At 64.5% G+C, this 17,455-nt stretch carries 14 protein-coding genes; 5 read left to right on the top strand and 9 right to left on the bottom strand.

The window, feature by feature from the left end; all coding sequences use genetic code 11:
- Window positions 1-116: 116 nt before the first annotated feature.
- From betB to betI, 5 genes are read right to left on the bottom strand one after another with little or no spacing between them, the layout of a single operon-like run.
- Complete coding sequence (gene betB, locus NKI37_RS07150; protein WP_352788066.1) at window positions 117-1,580, bottom strand: betaine-aldehyde dehydrogenase; 1,464 nt, start codon at window positions 1,578-1,580, stop codon at window positions 117-119.
- Between the two features lie 34 nt (window positions 1,581-1,614).
- Window positions 1,615-3,267, bottom strand: coding sequence for a choline dehydrogenase (gene betA, locus NKI37_RS07145; protein WP_352788069.1), 1,653 nt, complete (start codon window positions 3,265-3,267; stop codon window positions 1,615-1,617).
- A gap of 3 nt (window positions 3,268-3,270) precedes the next feature.
- Window positions 3,271-4,275: a threonine/serine dehydratase family protein gene (locus NKI37_RS07140; protein WP_352788072.1), complete on the bottom strand. Its 1,005-nt coding sequence runs from the start codon at window positions 4,273-4,275 to the stop codon at window positions 3,271-3,273.
- On the bottom strand, window positions 4,272-5,801 hold the full coding sequence (betC, locus tag NKI37_RS07135; protein WP_352788075.1) for a choline-sulfatase: 1,530 nt from the start codon (window positions 5,799-5,801) through the stop codon (window positions 4,272-4,274). The genes NKI37_RS07140 and betC overlap by 4 nt, the downstream gene beginning before the upstream one ends.
- A gap of 8 nt (window positions 5,802-5,809) precedes the next feature.
- Window positions 5,810-6,400 (bottom strand): choline-binding transcriptional repressor BetI, encoded by a 591-nt coding sequence (betI, locus tag NKI37_RS07130; protein WP_352788077.1) that lies wholly within the window; start codon window positions 6,398-6,400, stop codon window positions 5,810-5,812.
- A 189-nt stretch (window positions 6,401-6,589) separates the two neighbouring features.
- Here betI and NKI37_RS07125 point away from each other — a divergent pair, with 189 nt between their 5' ends.
- Entirely contained in the window at window positions 6,590-7,756 is a 1,167-nt protein-coding gene (locus NKI37_RS07125) for an acetyl-CoA acetyltransferase (RefSeq protein WP_352514196.1), read from the top strand.
- A 27-nt stretch (window positions 7,757-7,783) separates the two neighbouring features.
- Entirely contained in the window at window positions 7,784-8,788 is a 1,005-nt protein-coding gene (locus tag NKI37_RS07120; RefSeq protein ID WP_023738533.1) for an asparaginase, read from the top strand.
- Here the strand turns inward: NKI37_RS07120 and NKI37_RS07115 are convergent.
- On the bottom strand, window positions 8,781-10,136 hold the full coding sequence (locus NKI37_RS07115; protein WP_352788082.1) for a TIGR03808 family TAT-translocated repetitive protein: 1,356 nt from the start codon (window positions 10,134-10,136) through the stop codon (window positions 8,781-8,783). The two genes, NKI37_RS07120 and NKI37_RS07115, sit on opposite strands and share 8 nt — an antisense overlap.
- A 139-nt stretch (window positions 10,137-10,275) precedes the next feature.
- Between NKI37_RS07115 and greA the strand changes: the two genes are divergently transcribed.
- Window positions 10,276-10,749: a transcription elongation factor GreA gene (greA, locus tag NKI37_RS07110; protein ID WP_023670749.1), complete on the top strand. Its 474-nt coding sequence runs from the start codon at window positions 10,276-10,278 to the stop codon at window positions 10,747-10,749.
- A gap of 7 nt (window positions 10,750-10,756) precedes the next feature.
- On the opposite strand, the gene NKI37_RS07105 is transcribed toward greA, so the two are convergent.
- The 3 genes from NKI37_RS07105 to NKI37_RS07095 form a co-directional block, all read right to left on the bottom strand.
- Window positions 10,757-10,993, bottom strand: a complete 237-nt coding sequence (locus NKI37_RS07105) for an AbrB/MazE/SpoVT family DNA-binding domain-containing protein (RefSeq protein ID WP_023754815.1) — start codon at window positions 10,991-10,993, stop codon at window positions 10,757-10,759.
- A gap of 64 nt (window positions 10,994-11,057) precedes the next feature.
- Window positions 11,058-13,178, bottom strand: coding sequence for a methylmalonyl-CoA mutase (gene scpA / locus NKI37_RS07100; protein ID WP_352788085.1), 2,121 nt, complete (start codon window positions 13,176-13,178; stop codon window positions 11,058-11,060).
- Window positions 13,175-14,617: a methylmalonyl-CoA mutase subunit beta gene (locus tag NKI37_RS07095; RefSeq protein ID WP_352788088.1), complete on the bottom strand. Its 1,443-nt coding sequence runs from the start codon at window positions 14,615-14,617 to the stop codon at window positions 13,175-13,177. The genes scpA and NKI37_RS07095 overlap by 4 nt, the downstream gene beginning before the upstream one ends.
- Before the next feature lie 349 nt (window positions 14,618-14,966).
- Between NKI37_RS07095 and NKI37_RS07090 the strand changes: the two genes are divergently transcribed.
- The gene (locus NKI37_RS07090) at window positions 14,967-16,511 is read left to right on the top strand and encodes a helicase HerA-like C-terminal domain-containing protein (RefSeq protein WP_023702217.1); all 1,545 of its coding nucleotides are present in this window, start codon (window positions 14,967-14,969) and stop codon (window positions 16,509-16,511) included.
- A 70-nt stretch (window positions 16,512-16,581) separates the two neighbouring features.
- A complete protein-coding gene (locus NKI37_RS07085) occupies window positions 16,582-17,451 on the top strand; it encodes an aldose 1-epimerase (protein WP_023702211.1) in 870 nt (289 codons plus the stop codon).
- Window positions 17,452-17,455 lie beyond the last annotated feature (4 nt).

Here is a 17,455-nt window from a genome sequence, read left to right as displayed (position 1 = left end):
CGTCTTGGTGTTCTTGGTGGGCGGGGTGGGTTTTTGGGGTTGGGGTGGGGGGCGCGGGGGGGCCCCCCCCCCCCCTGCCCCGGCGGGGGGGGGGGGGGGGCCCCTCGCACCAACCCTCAATACGGGCTCGCTACATCCCCGGTCTCGACATACACCGCCTTCAGCTGCGAATAGAGCGCCAGCGCCGCCAGCGAATTCTCGCGCCCGATGCCGGACTGCTTGACGCCGCCGAACGGAATTTCCACCGGCGTCAGATTGTAGGCGTTGATCCAGCAGGTGCCCGCTTGCAGTTCGGCGATGACGCGATGCGCGCGCTGCAGGTCGCGGGTAAACACACCGGCGGCAAGGCCGAACTCGGTGTCGTTGGCGCGGTCGATCACCTCGTCCTCGCCGTCGAACTTCAGCACGCTCATCACCGGCCCGAAAATCTCCTCGCGCGCAATGCGCATAGTATCGGTGACACCTGTGAACACGGTTGGCTCGACAAAGAAGCCGCCATCGAACCCTTGCAGCGACGGCACGTTGCCACCGCAGGCGAGCGTTGCTCCATCCTGCCTGCCGGCCGCGATGTAGGAAACGACCTTCTCCTGCTGCGCCTTGTTGACCAGCGGCCCCATCTGCGTCTCAGGATCGAGCGGATCGCCGATGCGGATCTTTTTCGTCCGCTCGACCAGCCGGTCGACGAAGCGGTCATGGATGCCGCTCTGCACGAAGACGCGCGTGCCGTTGGAGCAGATCTGCCCGGTCGAATAGAAATTGCCGAGCATGGCGCCGCCGACGGCGTTTTCGAGATCGGCATCGTCGAACACGATCAGCGGCGACTTGCCGCCGAGCTCCATGGTAGCGTGCTTCATCTTCGAGCCGGCGAGCGACAGCACCTTGCGGCCGGTCGGCACCGAGCCGGTCACCGAAACCTTGGCAACGACATCGTGGCCGACGAGGCCGGCGCCGACATCGCCATAGCCTTGCACGACGTTGAACAGCCCGTCGGGCAGGCCCGCCTCTGAGTAGATCTCGGCCAGCGCCAGCGCCGACAGCGGCGTGTTTTCAGAAGGCTTGAATACCATGGCGTTGCCCATGGCGAGCGCCGGGGCGGATTTCCAGCCGGCGATCTGGATCGGATAGTTCCAGGCGCCGATGCCGACGCACACACCGAGCGCCTCGCGGCGCGTATAGGCAAAAGGTCCACCAAGATCGATGGCCTCGCCGTTGAAGGCGGCAACCGCGCCGCCGAAATATTCGAGGCAGTCGGCGGCCGATAGTGCATCCGCCACCAGCGTCTCCTGGATCGCTTTGCCGGTGTCGAGCGTCTCGATCCGCGCCAGATCGGCGTTGCGAGCGCGCAAAATGTCGGCGGCGCGGCGCAGGATGCGGCCACGCTCGACCGGCTTCATCCGCGCCCAGGCAGGCTGCGCGGCGCGGGCGGCTTCGATGGCGAGCTCCAGCACGTTCGGAGTCGCCGAATGCAAAGTGGCGATGACCTCACCGGTCGCCGGATAGATCACCGGCAGCGGCGCGCCGCCTTCGTCCTCGATGTAGCGGCCGTTGACATAGTGCGATGCCGTTGGCTGGGCGCGCATATGAATTCTCCAATGGTCTTCGCCGGACAATGCCCTATCGATCCGCCACCTGCCAGCGCGGATTGATCCAGGGTTCCTGGTTGGACGGCGCCAGTGGCGTGCGGCCGAGAATGTGGTCGGAGGCCTTCTCGCCGGTCATGATCGACGGCGCGTTGAGGTTGCCGTTGGTCACCCGCGGGAAGATCGAGGAGTCGGCGACGCGCAGGCCGTCGACGCCGATGACCCGGCACTCCGGATCGACCACGCTCATGATGTCGTCGGCGCGGCCCATCTTGCAGGTGCCGCACGGGTGGTAGGCACTCTCGGCATGATCGCGGATGAAGGCGTCGAGATCCTCGTCCGACTGGACGTGCGAACCCGGCGAGATTTCCTTGCCGCGAAAGCCGTCAAAAGCCTTCTGGCCGAAGATCTCGCGGGTCAGCCGGATGCAGTGGCGGAACTCGGTCCAGTCGTCTGGATGCGACATGTAGTTGAAGCGGATGACCGGCGTCGCTTTCGGGTCGGGCGAGCGCAGCGTCACCGAACCGCGCGACTTCGACCGCATCGGCCCGACATGCGCCTGGAAGCCATGCGCCTTCGCCGCCGCCTTGCCGTCATAGCGCACCGCAGCCGGGATGAAGTGATACTGGATGTCGGGGTAGTCGACGCCGGCCCGCGAGCGCACGAAGGCCGCGGCCTCGAAATGGTTGGTGGCGCCGAGGCCGGTCTTGAAGAACAGCCACTGCGCCCCGATCAGCGCCTTGGAGAATGGGTTGAGAACCGAATTCAGCGTGATCGGCTGGGTCGATTCCTGCTGGATGTAGAGCTCCATATGATCCTGCAGATTGCGGCCGACACCGGGCCGGTCGGCCACGACCTGGATGCCGTTCTCCGTGAGATGCGCGGCCGGGCCGATGCCCGACAGCATCAGGATCTTGGGCGAATTGATCGACGATGCGGCGACGATCACCTCACGTCGTGCCTTAACGACCTGAATCTGTTTGTGAGCTTCGATCTCGACTCCGACGGCACGCTGATTCTCGATGATCACCCGGCGGGCGAAGCCTTTGACCACGCTGACATTTTGCCGCTTGAGCGCCGGCTTCAGATAGGCTGACGCCGCCGACCAGCGGCGGCCGCCGCGTATGGTCTGCTCCATCGGCCCGAAGCCTTCCTGCTTCGAACCATTGTAGTCGTCGGTCAGTTCGAACCCGGCTTGGCGGCCGGCCTCGACAAAGGCGCCGTAGAGCGGATTCTTGCGCGGGCCGCGCTGGACGTGCAGCGGGCCGCCGTGGCCGCGCCAGCCGTCCTCGCCGCCGTCACTGTCCTCCATGCGTTTGAAATAGGGCAGCACGTCGGCGAAGCCCCAGCCGGCCGCCCCCTGTTCGGCCCAGTGGTCGAAGTCGCGTGCGTGGCCCCTGACATAGACCATGCCGTTGATCGAGGACGAGCCGCCGATCACCTTGCCGCGTGGCGTCGCCAGCACGCGGCCGCCGAGATGCGGCTCCGGTTCGCTGGCAAAGCCCCAGTCGTAAAGGCTCATGTTGAGCGGGATCGACAGCGCCGACGGCATCTGGATCAGCGGCCCGATATCGGTGCCGCCGAACTCGATGACGATGACCGAATGCTTGCCGTCTTCCGACAGCCGGTAGGCCATGGCCGAGCCGGCCGAGCCGGAGCCGATGATGACGAAGTCTGCTTCAAGCATGGTTCACATGCGCCCATCGTTCATATGCGAAATAAAATCGGCGAGAGAGACATTGCCGCCGGTAGCCACAACCAGGACGGTTTTACCCGCCACATCCACCTTGCCGCCGAGCAGCGCCGCCAGCGACGCTGCGCCTGACGGCTCAAGCACCAGCTTCATCCGCTCGAAGGCGGTCTTCATCGCTCGCCTAACCGATTGGTCGTCGACGGTGATGCCGCGCACGCCAGCGGTCTTGACCGCCGCGAACGGCGCGTCGCCCGGCCGCCGCGACATCAGCCCGTCGCAAATCGATTTTGGCGCGATCGGCATGGTCTCGATGGCGCCATGCGCTAGCGATGCACCCATGCCGTTGAAGCCTTCCGGCTCGACGCCGATGATCTCGGTTGCTGGCGACAGATAGTGGAAGGCGAGCGACATGCCGCCGATCAGTCCGCCGCCGCCGACCGAGCAGAACAGAAGGTCGGCACTGGCGTCCTTTGCCTCGAGTTGTTCGAGCGCTTCGAGCCCGGCGCCGGCCTGGCCGGCAACGATCTCCGGATCGTCGAATGGATGCAGCAACGCCAGCCCTTCGGTCTCGGCAATCTCGCGGGCCTTGGCGGCTGCGACCTCTTCACGGGCGCGCTCGCCATGATCGGTCAGCACGACGCGCGCGCCATAACCTGCGGTCGCATCGCGCTTGGCGGCCGGCGCGTCGATCGGCATGACGATGGTGACGGGAATGCCGAGCGCCTGGCCGGCAGCCGCCAACCCTTGCGCGAAATTGCCGGAGGAGTAGGCGACGACGCCTTTTCTGGCCTCATCCGGCGACAGCCGCTTCAACCGCCAATAGGCCCCGCGCACCTTGAACGATCCCGCCCATTGCAGCGATTCCGGTTTGATGAAGACGCGGGCCGCACCCGTCTCCTTGGCCAACGCTGTCGATTCCAGCAAAGGCGTGATCTGCGTCGCCTTCGACGTCACGGCATAGGCCTGTCTGAGGTGCTCGAGGGAGGGGACAATTGTCATCATTCGCCTCGCGGAAAGCGTTTCTGTTCCTCGAGATTGTCGAGGTTCATGTGGTTGCGCATGTAGCGTTCCGACGCCTTCTGCAGTGGCTGGAATTCCCAGGGGTAATGCGTGCCGTTGCGCAGCGCGGGATAAACCAACCAGCGCCGCGCCTGGCTGACGCGCACCGCGGCATCGAATGCCGTCATGTCCCAGCGCGCTCGCACGGCTCCCGTGAAGGCCGCCACCAGATCGGCATGCGCCGGATCGGTGGCAAGATTGGTGCGTTCTTGCGGATCGGCTCCGAGATCGAACAGAAGCGGCGGGTCGATCTCGCAATGGATGAATTTGTAGCGGCCGTCGCGGATCGCCACCAACGGCGCGTTGGAGCCCTCGGCGGCATATTCCATCAGCACCGGCGCGGTGCGCGGCTCGCCATCAAGCAGCGGCAGCAGCGACTGGCCGTCGGTCCACGGTGCGATCGCGGAGATGTCGATGCCGGCGAGGTCGCACAGTGTCGGCGTCACGTCGAGATTGGAGACCGGCGCCTCGACCAGCCCGGCAGGAATGCCTTTGCCGGCGATCATCAGCGGCACCCGCGCCGAACCTTCGAAGAAGTTCATTTTGAACCACAGGCCGCGCTCGCCAAGCATGTCGCCATGGTCGGAGCAGAACAGGACGACCGTGTCGTCCAGCATGCGCGTGCGTTCCAGCACCGACATCAGGTCGCCGACCTTGTCGTCGAGATAGGAGATGTTGGCGTAGTAGCCGCGCCGCGAGCGGCGGATCTGCTCCGGTGTGATGTTGAAACTGTCGTAGTCGCTGGCCCGGTAGAGCCGCTGCGAATGCGGATCCTGATCCGCATTGGGGATGAATCCCACCTCCGGTTCAAGCGCCGGACAGTCTTCATAGAGATCCCAATATTGCCGCCGAGCGACATAGGGGTCGTGCGGATGGGTGAAGGAAACCGTCAGGCACCAGGGCCGGCTCGCCGCATCGTCGGAGGTGCGGGCAAGATCGTAGAGTTTTTGCACCGCGTGGAAGGCGACCTCGTCGTCATACTCCATCTGGTTGGTGATCTCGGCAACGCCGGCGCCGGTGACCGAGCCCAGATTGTGATACCACCAGTCGATGCGCTCGCCGGGCTTGCGGTAATCCGGCGTCCAGCCGAAATCGGCGGGATAGATGTCGGTGGTCAGCCGCTCCTCGAAACCGTGCAACTGGTCCGGCCCGACGAAATGCATCTTGCCCGACAGGCAGGTGTAGTAGCCGGCGCTGCGCAGATGATGCGCATAGGTCGGGATCGAGGAAGCGAATTCGGCGGCGTTGTCATAGACCTGGGTGCGCGACGGCAATTGCCCGCTCATGAAGGCGGCGCGGCCCGGCGCGCAAAGCGGCGAGGCCGTGTAGTTGTTGCCGAAGCGCGCCGAGCGTGCGGCCAGCGCCTTGAGATGCGGCACATGCAGGAAGTCCGCCGGCCCGTCCGCAAACAGCGTGCCGTTGAGCTGATCGACCATGACGATCAGGATGTTGGGTCGCCTTGATATCACTGAGGCTGTCACTGTGTCTGTCGCCCGCCGAGTTTGATTTCGAGATAATCTTCGACCAGCGCGATCGCGGTTTGAGCATCCGGCACGCCGTCCTTCAGCGCGCGCCTGATGTACAGCCCGTCGATCATCGCCGCGACCGCTTCCGCCGCGCGGTCGGCCTCGTTGCGCGGCAGTATGCCGGTCAGTCCGCTCATCAGGTTCGAGTGCAGCCGCCGCGCATAGACCCTGAGCAGCCTGCGCAGGGCCGATGATTTCTGTGCCTCGACATAAAAGGCGAGCCAGGCCGCGATGGTTTCCGGCCGGAACTGGATGTCGGAGAAGTTGACGGCGACCACCGCCGAGACGCGTTCGCGCGGCGAGCCGGTGGATTGCAGGGCGCGCCGCATGTCGATGGTCAGCTCGGCCAGTATGTGCCGCATCGTCGCCAGCAGCAGTTCGTCCTTGGCGCCGAAATAGTGGTGGGCAAGGGCCGACGACACGCCCGCCCGTCCGGCGATCTCCGACATAGTCACATCAAGCGAGCCGCGCTCGCCGATCGCCGAGATCGTCGCGTCGATGAGCGCCTTGCGGCGCAACGGTTCCATTCCGACTTTCGGCATTGGGGAGATCCAGATCAAAACCGAGATTATTTTTTATTGACGGATCAATCAATAAAAAACTCGCGCTCGGATCAACCGATCGTGTCGCTCTGGCCCATCCCTTGGACTGGAAAACGGTTCACTGTTGAACAATATTAGAGGCTGATGCCGCGCTATGACATGTTAGGCTTGCGGCGAACGGAGGTTGCCATGACCGCATGCATCGTCGGCTGGGCGCATTCGCGCTTCGGCAAGCTTGAAGCCGAGACGCTCGAGGGCCTGATCACAAAGGTCGCGGTCGACGCGCTCGACCATGCCGGCATTGGCCCGGACGAGGTCGACGAGATCGTGCTCGGCCATTTCAACGCCGGCTTCTCCCCTCAGGATTTTACCGCCAGCCTGGTGCTGCAGGCCGATGACCGGCTGCGCTTCAAGCCGGCGACGCGGGTCGAGAACGCCTGCGCCACGGGTTCGGCAGCGGTCCGCCAAGGCATCCGCGCCATCGACGCCAATGCCGCCCGCATCGTGCTGGTGGTCGGTGCCGAGCAGATGACGACGACCCCCGGCCCCGAGATCGGCAAGAACCTGCTCAAGGCTTCCTATCTGCCGGAGGAGGGCGACACGCCGGCCGGTTTCGCCGGCGTCTTCGGCAAGATCGCGCAGGCCTATTTCCAGCGTTATGGCGACCAGTCGGACGCGCTGGCGATGATCGCCGCCAAGAACCACAAGAACGGCGTCGACAATCCGTACGCGCAGATCCGCAAGGATTTCGGTTACGAATTCTGCCGCCAGGAAAGCGAGAAGAACCCCTTCGTCGCCGGTCCGCTGAAGCGCACCGATTGCTCCCTGGTTTCCGATGGCGCCGCCGCTCTTGTGCTCACCGACACCTCGACGGCGCTGAAGATGCGCCGCGCCGTCGCCTTCCGCGCCAACGAGCATGTCCAGGATTTCCTGCCGATGTCGAAGCGTGACATCCTGTCTTTCGAAGGCTGCGAGCAGGCCTGGAACCAGGCTTTGAAGAAGGCCGGCGTGACGCTCGACGACCTCTCCTTCGTCGAGACGCATGACTGCTTCACCATTGCCGAACTCATCGAATATGAGGCGATGGGCCTGGCCAAGCCGGGCGAGGGCGCCAGGCTGGCGCTGGACGGCACGACGGCAAAAGACGGCAGGCTCCCGGTCAATCCTTCGGGCGGGCTGAAGGCCAAGGGCCATCCGATCGGCGCCACCGGTGTGTCGATGCATGTGCTGACCGCCATGCAGTTGACCGGCGAAGCAGACGGCATCCAGGTGCCGGACGCAAAGCTTGGCGGCATCTTCAACATGGGTGGCGCTGCCGTCGCCAACTACGTTTCCATCCTCGACCGGATCAGGTAGAAGCGGCCCGTATATTTCGGGGTGGTGATGACAAATCCGGTTCTGGTCGAAGTCTTGCGCGGCGCGATCGTCGAGAGCGCCCATCGCGGCGCTGTCGCAATCTTCGACGGTGACGGCAAGCCTGTCCTGGAGATCGGCGATACGGCGCGGCCGGTGTTTCCGCGCTCGGCGGTCAAGGCGATCCAGGCGCTGCCGCTGGTCGAAACGGGTGCCGCCGATGCCTATGGCTTCGGCGACCGCGAACTGGCGCTGGCCTGCGCTTCACATTCAGGCGAACCCGCGCATGTCGAACTGGCGCAGGCGATGCTGGCCAAGGCTGACCTCGACAAGTCGGCGCTGGAATGCGGCGCGCATTGGCCGTCGAGCCACGACGCGACGATCGCACTGGCCCGCACAGGCGTCTCGCCGAACGCACTGCACAACAATTGCTCGGGCAAGCATTCCGGATTTCTCTGCACCTGCGTGCACTCAGGGATTGCCCACCAAGGCTACGTCAAGGCAGGCCATGGTTTGCAGGAGATGGTGCGCGATGCCATGCAGGCGGTGACCGGCGCTGCCCACGATGCGGATCACCGGGCAACCGATGGCTGCTCGATCCCCACCTATGCCGTGCCGCTGAAAAGTCTTGCCCTTGGCTTTGCCCGCATGGCTACGGGCAGGAGCTTTGGCCCTGAGCGTGCCAAGGCGGCCAAACGCCTGCTGTCTGCCTGCATGGCCGAGCCTTTCCTGGTCGCCGGCACCGGCAAGGCCGATGTGGCGCTGATGCAGGCCGCGCCCGGCCGCATCTTCGTCAAGACGGGCGCCGAGGGCGTCTATTGCGCCGCCGTCCCGGAGCTTGGCCTCGGCATCGCGCTAAAATGTGATGACGGCGCCGGCCGCGCCGCCGAGGTGATGATTGCTGCTGTGCTGGCAAAACTTCTCAGCGCCGACGCCGTGCTGGCGGCCAACCTTCTGGAACAGACCAATCCGCCGATAGAAAGCCGCATCGGCGCCAAGGTCGGCTCGCTGCGGCCGACGACGACGCTCAGCTGACCCTGTTTCGCTCGACCGTCAGGTGCGCATAGCCGCTATCGCTCGACCGCGCGAGGTCGCCGGTCGCCCGTTCGGCCCAGCGCTGGCCGATGATGGCGCCGTTCTTGGCGCCGTCGATGACGTTGTCGGAGATGATGGCGTTCCCAGCGCCTTCGACCACAGTGACGGCGATGCCGGTTCCGGCCTGACGAATGATGTTTCCCGTCGCCACAACATTGCGCATATAGGCGCCCCAGCCGATCTGCATGCCGTAGAGCGGCGCGTTCTCGATGACATTGCCCGAGACGGTGGTGTCGGCCTCGACGCTGATACCGACGCCGAAGCCCGGCGCGTCGGCGGGGTAGGGGCCGGTGGTCGAGAGGTTGCGCACGATGTTGTTCGAGCAGACACCCATACGGCCGCCCTCGTTGAAATTGACGATCGAGATGCCGTTAGCGGCACCATCGACGATGTTGTTGCCGATGATGGCGCCTTCGAAGGAGAATTCGGAATAGAGCGCGGTTTCGCCCGACCGCGAGCAGGTGTTCCCGGTCATCTGCAGATTGCTTGAACTGTTGGCGCGGATCGCCGAGAAGGCGCAGTCCGAGACGATGTTGCCGGTGACGGAGACATTGCCGGCACGGAATGCGTTGATGCCATTGCCGTTCTGCCCGGTGCCGCCGCTGCGCGCGCCTATCCGCTGCACGCGGTTGCCGCTGACGATCGTGCCGTCCTCGGCCTGCTGCCAGCGATGCACAAGAATGCCGCCATTGCCACAGTCGGATACGGTGTTGTCGGATATCGCCAGGCCAGCGGCCTCGACGGAGTAGATGCCGGCGTCCGCAGCCCCCGAAATCTCGGACCGCTCGATGCGGCCCGACGCATGCTCCAGCGCCAGCCCATGCTTGCCGCTGCCGGTGATCGTGCAATTGTCGATGACGAGATGGGCGACGCGGCGCAGGTCGAGCAGGCCTTGCGCATCGTCGGCCAACCCGCCGTTGGCGCCGTCGAAGACCAATGCGGTGAACTCTATATGCTCGGCCTGTTCGGCCGTCAGCAAATGGCCATTGCCGCCATAGAGGATGCGCGAGGCGCCCGGCACGCCCGAAAGCCTGACGCGGGCGGGCAGGGTCAGGTTGGACACGACATAGGTGCCCGGCGGCAGGAACACCGGCGCATTGCGCTGGCTTGCCTCGGCTAGCATCCTGGCGAAGGCCCTGCTCTGGTCGTCCGGTGCGTCCGGCTCCACGCCAAGCTCGGCGGCATTGATCGAGCCAAGCGCTGCCGTCTTCGCCAAGGCGTTGTCCAGCGAAACGCCGAGCACCGCAAAGCCGACAGTCCCCTTGAGAAGCGTTCGTCTGTTCAACATCGGCACAGATCCCTGCGATGAAATGGTTCTTCGCAGGAATTGGGCCAGCCGCATAGGTCTCCGCTCGGCGATAGTCCGACCAATGACCGGGTCCGCCAAGTGGCTTGTGCAGTCACGGAAGCGGGCCTAAGTTTATCCGATGAGCAGGGCTTTCACCCGCGAGGAAGACAGCGAAAACGCCATTGCCGGCATCGGCGAGCGGCCGATCAGCCAACACCGCAATCTGGTGACGGAGCGCGGCCTGGCGATGATCGAGGACAATCTGGCCGATCTGCGCGACATTTTGGCGAAAGCCGAGCGAAAAGCCGATCGCGAGCGCATTGCCGTCGTCTCGCGCGACCTGCGCTACTGGACAGCGCGCCGCGAAAGCGCCGAGCTTTCCGTGCCGGAACCGGGCAGCGACCAGGTGCGCTTCGGCATGGGTGTCACGCTGGAAAGCGATGACGGCAAGAAAGTGCACTGGAAGATCGTCGGCGAGGACGAGGCCGACCCCTCAAAGGGCAGCATCTCACACGTCTCGCCAATGGCCGTGGCGCTGTTCGGCAAGAAGGTCGGCGACGTCGCAAGCGTCAACGGCAAGGAATGGGAAATCGTCAAGCTGTCGGACGCCTGACGCCAGCTCACCCTATTTGCACAGCCAGCTTTCGCAACGCGGGCTCATACTTGTCCATGACACCGCGAGCAGCAAGCATTTGCCGTTCGACGTCGTCACACGGCACCGGCCTTAGGATGATGCCGTCGTCGGTTTCGATGATCTGGAGTTCATCGCCCACCTGCAGGCCCAAGCTGTCGAGCGTTTCCCGCGGCAGGATTACAACGCCCGATCCGTCCTCAAGTCCGTGAATGATGGTGTTCATAGCTATACCATAGGTTGCGCCCGATATTGTAACGCAACTTTGATAAGCAGTGCAACTGTTTCAATCAGCCCGCCAGCAGCCGGTCCAGCAACCGATCCGCAGCCTCCGGGATAACCGTCCCTGGCGGGAAGATTTCCGCGGCACCCGCTTCCAGCATTGCGCCGTAATCCTGCGGCGGGATGACGCCGCCGGCGACGATCAGCATGTCGCTGCGGCCGAGCTTCTTCAGCGCGTCGCGTAGTTCGGGGATCAGCGTCAGGTGCCCCGCCGCCAGCGATGAGGCGCCGATGACATGGACGTCCTGCGCCACCGCCAGCCTGGCGATCTCGTCGGGTGTCTGGAACATCGCGCCGACCGTGACGTCGAAGCCGAGATCGGCGAAGGCCGTGGCGATCACCTTCTGGCCACGGTCGTGGCCGTCCTGTCCCATCTTTGCGACCAGGATGCGCGGCTTGCCGCCGGACTTCTTCTCGAAAGCTTCGAGCTTCTCCAGCAATCGGTCGACCGTCAGATTGTCGCCAAGCGCATTGCGATAAACGCCGGAGATCGTTTGCACCGAGGGGACGTGACGGCCAAAGACCTTTTCGAGCGCCAGCGAGATCTCGCCGACCGTGGCATTGGCGCGCGCGGCGCGGATGGCAAATTCCAGCAGGTTTTCGTTACCCTGCGCAGCGCGGGTCAGCGCATCGAGCGCGCTCTCGACCGCGCCGACATTGCGCGTGCCTTTCAGGTTCTGCAGCTTCGACAATTGCCGGGCCTTGACCTCGGCATTGTCGATCTTCAGCACGTCGACGTCGATGTCGTTCTCGGGGCGATGCGCGTTTACGCCAACCAGTATCTGCTCGCCGGAATCGATACGCGCCTGCGTGCGCGCCGCCGCTTCCTCGATGCGCAGTTTTGGAATGCCCTGTTCGGTTGCCGCCGCCATGCCGCCAAGCGCCTCGACCTCTTCGATATGGGCGAGCGCACGCGCCGCCAGATCGTGCGTCAGCCGTTCGATATAGGCCGAGCCGCCCCACGGATCGATGATGCGGGTGGTGCCGGATTCCTTTTGCAGGATCAGCTGCGTGTTGCGGGCGATGCGGGCCGAGTGGTCGGTCGGCAGCGCCATCGCCTCGTCGAACGAGTTGGTGTGCAGCGACTGGGTATGTCCCTGCGTCGCCGCCATCGCCTCGATCATGGTGCGGGTGATGTTGTTGTAGGGGTCCTGCGCCGTCAGCGACCAGCCGGAGGTCTGGCAATGGGTGCGCAGCGACAGCGAGCGTTCATCCTTCGGTGCAAAATTCTTCTGCATCAGGGTCGCCCACAGCAGGCGCGCCGCGCGGAGCTTGGCGATCTCCATGAAGAAGTTCATGCCGACCGCCCAGAAGAAGGAAAGCCGCGGGGCGAAACGGTCGATATCGAGCCCGGCGGCGACGCCGGCGCGGGCATATTCGATGCCGTCGGCGATGGTGTAGGCGAGCTCCAGGTCCGCGGTCGCGCCGGCCTCCTGCATGTGATAGCCGGAGATCGAGATCGAATTGAACTTCGGCATGTGCTGGGAGGTATAGGAGAAGATGTCAGACACGATCCGCATCGAGGGCTTCGGCGGATAGATGTAGGTGTTGCGGACCATGAACTCCTTCAGAATGTCGTTCTGAATGGTGCCGGCGAGATCCTTCTGCGCGACGCCCTGTTCTTCGGCCGCGACGATATAGAGCGCCATGATCGGCAGCACCGCGCCATTCATGGTCATCGACACCGTCATTTCGTCGAGCGGGATGCCGTCGAACAATTGCCGCATGTCGAGGATGGAATCGATGGCCACGCCCGCCATGCCGACATCGCCTGATACACGCGGATGGTCGCTGTCATAGCCGCGATGTGTGGGCAGATCGAAAGCGACCGAAAGGCCCTTTTGGCCGGCGGCGAGATTGCGCCGGTAGAAGGCGTTGGATTCCTCGGCCGTCGAGAAGCCGGCATATTGCCGGATCGTCCACGGCTGCTGGACATACATGGTCGGGTAGGGACCGCGCACGAAGGGCGGCATTCCCGGATAGGTGTCGAGATGCGGCAGCCCCTTGAGATCGCCCTGGCCGTAGAGATGCTTGACGGCGATGCCTTCCGGCGTCAGCCGCTGGCCCTTGACCTCGACCGGCGCGCGCCGTGGCGCCGACCAGCCAATGTGGCTGAAATCCGGGATCACTGTGCGGCTCCGATTGCCTGGTCGATGCGGACCGGAAACAGCGCCTCGCACACCGCCACGCCCTCTGTGAAAGGCGGCCGCCGCTCAGCCGCCAGCGTCTCGACCGGGGCATCGTTTTTCAGCGGGTAAAGCGTGGTGCCGATGATTGCCCGTTCACCCGACCGGTAGGCCTCGGCGCGGCGCTCGGATGCTGCCTTCACGCGCTTCTGGATATGCCCTTGCTGCAGGCTTGCCAGAACGCCGCCTTCCGCTTCGATCCGCTGGAACTCTTCCCACGCCGCTTCGCACAGGCCCAGGGTCAGCGCCTCGACTGCGCCCGACCCAAATGCTGGGTCGGCGACATGGTCGATATGGCTTTCATTGGCCATGATCAACTGCGCATTGCGGGCGATGCGGCGGGCAAAGCCGGCCGGCAGCCCGAGGGCGATGGTGTGTGCCAGGATGGAGATCGAGTCCGCGCCGCCTGCTGCCGCTGCAAAGCTGGCGATGGTGGTGCGCAGGATGTTGGTTTCGGGATCCGCCGCCGTCATCATGCGGAACGACGTCTCGGCATGGATGTTGGCTGTCGATGCCGGGATGGAACAGGTTTCCTGGATGCGCGCCCACAGCCTGCGCAAGGCCCGGACCTTGGCCATGGACAGGAACTGGTTCTGGTCGACGCTCAGCGCAAAGCCGATATGGGGAGCGGCATAGACAAGCGGCTGGCGCGCATCCTCGAACATCCTGAGGTAGGACACGGCGGAAGCGAGCATGGTGCCGAGTTCCTGCGCCTCCGTGGCGCCGGCATTGTGGAACACCCGCCCGTCGGCCTCCAGCAGCACACCCGGCACGCCCAGCGAGAAGAAATGCGCCAGCGATTGCGGCATCGATGCCTGCAACGCCTCGATCGACATTCGCAGCCGGCCGGTTCCGGCAAAGATTGCCGCCGGGTCGATGCCGAAGGAGAGGTTCAGCTTTGCCGGGTCGGAGCGGCGCTTGCTCAGGAACGCCACCAGCCAGTCGGCGACGGCACGGCTCCAGGGATGGGCGTCGATGCGGATCTGCGTGCGGTTGAGCGGTACGCCATCCAGCACCGTTTCCAGCGCCTGCGCCGTCCTTGGCAGGCCATAGCCGAACGCATTCGGAGCACCCTCGAAGACAAGCGACAATCCCGTCGCGCCTTGTGCCACATCGTCCAGGGCCTGCGCCTTGGCGCGGCCGATATCGGGATCGTCAATGCGCTGGCTGACGATCCAGGGCAATTTGGGGTTGGCGCGCACAAGCGGCTCGGCGCCGGCGGCGCGATCGTAGAGCGGTTCGATGCGAATCTGATCGTCGGTATGCGAGACCAGTTTTTCCTCGAAGGAGGCGCCGGCGAGCGCCTTTTCGGCCAAGGCCAGCCAACGCTGGCGCTCGACGTCAGCGGGTTCGATGCTCCTGGTCAAGGCTCCGGCGCCCATCCATGTTCCTCGTTTTTATGCGGCCGCACCAGCGTCAGCCGTCCAGTCTACGGTTCCCTGCCAGATATCGCAATGCAATGCGCTTGCGCGGTTGGGATTCGCTTCCCTGACATAGGGCAGCCTGCGTGGACGAACCATGGAACGATTGCCAAACAGCGGCAAAATCCGCAAGTTCCAAAAACCGATTTGGAGGATTGGTTCAATTTAGACGATTGGCCCAATCTGGATGAATAGCCAACTGGATGGATAGCCCAATTGGAGAATAGCATTGTCGCTGCGCAATGGCCTGACTATACCCTGCGGCACGGCCACAGGCTTTTAACACATCAGTTTGCGGAGACATGGTCATATGGCTGACGACACCAGCATTTTCCTCGGCGCCAGCCGCAAGCCCGACGACAGCTATCAGCGCGCCGAACAGCTCTTGCTGCAATATGGGAACCGCCATGGCCTGATCACCGGCGCCACCGGCACCGGCAAGACAGTCAGCCTGCAGATCCTGGCCGAGGGGTTTTCCAATGCCGGCGTGCCTGTGTTCTGCGCCGATATCAAGGGCGACCTGTCCGGCATTGCCATGATGGGCAAGGCGCAGGATTTCCTGGTCAAGCGGGCCGAGCAGGTCAAGCTCGACCCTTACGACTTCCAGGAATTCCCGGTCATCTTCTGGGACCTGTTCGGCGAGCAGGGCCATCCGATCCGCGCCACCGTCTCGGAAATGGGGCCGCTGCTTCTGTCGCGGCTGATGAACCTCTCCGAAGCGCAGGAAGGCATCATGAACATCGCCTTCCGCATCGCCGATGAGGATGGCCTGCTGCTGCTCGACATGAAGGATCTGCAAGCACTGCTGGCCAACATCGCAGCGCGCGCCGACGAGATCAGCTCGCGCTACGGCAATGTCACCAAGCCGTCGGTCGGCGCAATCCAGCGCACGCTTCTGGTGCTGGAACAGCAGGGCGCGGCGCATTTCTTCGGCGAACCGGCTTTGCGCATCGCCGACATCATGCGCACCACCCGCGACGGCCGCGGCGCCATCAGCGTGCTCGCTGCCGACAGATTGATGATGAACCCCAGGCTCTACGCCACCTTCCTGCTCTGGCTGATGTCGGAGCTGTTCGAGGAATTGCCCGAGGTCGGCGATCCCGAAAGGCCGAAGCTGGTGTTCTTCTTCGACGAGGCGCATCTGCTTTTCGACGATGCGCCGAAGGTGCTGATCGACCGCGTCGAGCAGGTGGTTCGCTTGATCCGTTCGAAAGGCGTCGGTGTCTATTTCGTCACGCAGAACCCTTTGGACATCCCTGAAAAGGTTCTCGCCCAGCTCGGCAACCGTGTGCAGCACGCGCTGCGCGCCTATACGCCGCGTGAGCAGCAGGCGGTCAAGACCGCCGCCGACACCTTCCGGCCCAATCCCGATTTCGACTGCGCCACCGCCATCACCCAGCTCGGCACCGGCGAGGCGCTGGTCTCGACGCTGGAGGTCAAGGGCGTGCCGTCCATGGTGCAGCGGACATTGATCCGGCCGCCATCGTCTAGGCTTGGCCCGATCACAGCGGACGAGCGCCGCAAGCTGATCGACCAGAGCCCGGTCGCCGGCCAGTACGACCAGACCATCGACCGCGAATCGGCCTTCGAGATGCTGCAGAAGAAAGCCAGGGATGCGCAGGACGAGCAGGCGCAGCAGGCCGACAGCGGGCGCTCGCGCTGGACCATTCCGGGCTTCGGCAATGACGATCCGCCGCCGCAGCAATCAGGCGGTCGCCGCGCCCCTGCACCACGGCCGTCCAACCGCCAGACGGTGGCCGAAGCCGCGATCAAAGCGGTGGTGCGCTCGGTCGGCTCGTCGGTCGGCCGCGCGATCGTGCGCGGGATTCTGGGCAGCCTGTCCAGGGGGCGGTAAAAGTGTCGGCCAGCCCACCTCGGACATGATCAGCGGCCAGAACATCGCCATCGACGGCGGTTGGTAAGGGATGGCCGGCCTCCTGGAACTGCGCGACGACCGCGCCCGTCTGGTCCTGGCGCCGCAAAAGGGCGCGGCGATCGCCCGCTTCGATGCACTGGTCGGCGGCGCAACGGTGCCGCTGCTCCGCCCCGACGATGGCACCGGCGCCTCCGGCTGCCAGCTTCTGGTTCCCTGGTCGAACCGCATCTCAGGCGGCGGTTTCGCCTTCGACGGCCGCTTCCATGCGATCGAGCCGAACGTGCCGGGGGAGGCCTTTCCAATCCATGGCGACGGCTTCCAGAGGGAGTGGCGGATTGCCAGCCACAGCGCCACCGAGGCAGAACTGGTCCTCGACGCCGGTGAAATCGGCCCCTACCGATATACGGCGCGGGTCGCCTATGCGCTGCATGACGGGGCCTTGGATGCCACGCTCACGGTGGAGAATCGCACCGGCATTCGCCTGCCTTACGGGCTCGGCTTTCATCCGTGGTTCCCGCGCAGCGCCGGAACGACGCTCGAGGCGAAGGCGGCGCGGGTCTGGCTGGAGGACAAGCATCATCTGCCGGTCGGCGTGGCGCCGGTGGCCGATTACCCCGCGTGGAATTTCTCGAACGCCTCCCTGTTGCCGCGAAGCTGGGTCAACAACGCCTTCGACGGCTGGGACCGCCGCGCCAGGATCACCCGGCCCGAGGACAGGATCGCCATCTCGCTCACCGCCTCGCCATTGCTCGACGTCTTCATCCTCTATTCGCCGTCGCAGGATGCCGATTTCTTCTGCTTCGAGCCGGTGTCGCATACCGTCGATGCGCATCACGGCAAAGGGCTGACCCCGCTTGAGCACGGCGCTACACTGAGTGCAAACATGCGCCTCGATTGGCGTTCCGCTGCTTCGCTCTGATGCG

This window comes from Mesorhizobium sp. M0626 (genome assembly GCF_040320665.1).
Classification (GTDB): domain Bacteria; phylum Pseudomonadota; class Alphaproteobacteria; order Rhizobiales; family Rhizobiaceae; genus Mesorhizobium.
The sequence above is the reverse complement of the archived record's forward strand: the minus strand, read 5'-3'. Positions and strand labels throughout refer to the sequence as shown.

Bases quoted from the DNA above. Each gene is read 5' to 3' on its own strand.
- NKI37_RS07140 (WP_352788072.1), bottom strand. From the start codon at position 4,275: ATGATGACAATTGTCCCCTCCCTCGAGCACCTCAGACAGGCCTATGCC.
- NKI37_RS07125 (WP_352514196.1), top strand. From the start codon at position 6,590: ATGACCGCATGCATCGTCGGCTGGGCGCATTCGCGCTTCGGCAAGCTT.
- NKI37_RS07120 (WP_023738533.1), top strand. From the start codon at position 7,784: ATGACAAATCCGGTTCTGGTCGAAGTCTTGCGCGGCGCGATCGTCGAG.
- NKI37_RS07115 (WP_352788082.1), bottom strand. From the start codon at position 10,136: ATGTTGAACAGACGAACGCTTCTCAAGGGGACTGTCGGCTTTGCGGTG.
- betB (WP_352788066.1), bottom strand. From the start codon at position 1,580: ATGCGCGCCCAGCCAACGGCATCGCACTATGTCAACGGCCGCTACATC.
- greA (WP_023670749.1), top strand. From the start codon at position 10,276: ATGAGCAGGGCTTTCACCCGCGAGGAAGACAGCGAAAACGCCATTGCC.
- NKI37_RS07090 (WP_023702217.1), top strand. From the start codon at position 14,967: ATGGCTGACGACACCAGCATTTTCCTCGGCGCCAGCCGCAAGCCCGAC.
- NKI37_RS07085 (WP_023702211.1), top strand. From the start codon at position 16,582: ATGGCCGGCCTCCTGGAACTGCGCGACGACCGCGCCCGTCTGGTCCTG.
- NKI37_RS07095 (WP_352788088.1), bottom strand. From the start codon at position 14,617: ATGGGCGCCGGAGCCTTGACCAGGAGCATCGAACCCGCTGACGTCGAG.
- betA (WP_352788069.1), bottom strand. From the start codon at position 3,267: ATGCTTGAAGCAGACTTCGTCATCATCGGCTCCGGCTCGGCCGGCTCG.
- betI (WP_352788077.1), bottom strand. From the start codon at position 6,400: ATGCCGAAAGTCGGAATGGAACCGTTGCGCCGCAAGGCGCTCATCGAC.
- NKI37_RS07105 (WP_023754815.1), bottom strand. From the start codon at position 10,993: ATGAACACCATCATTCACGGACTTGAGGACGGATCGGGCGTTGTAATC.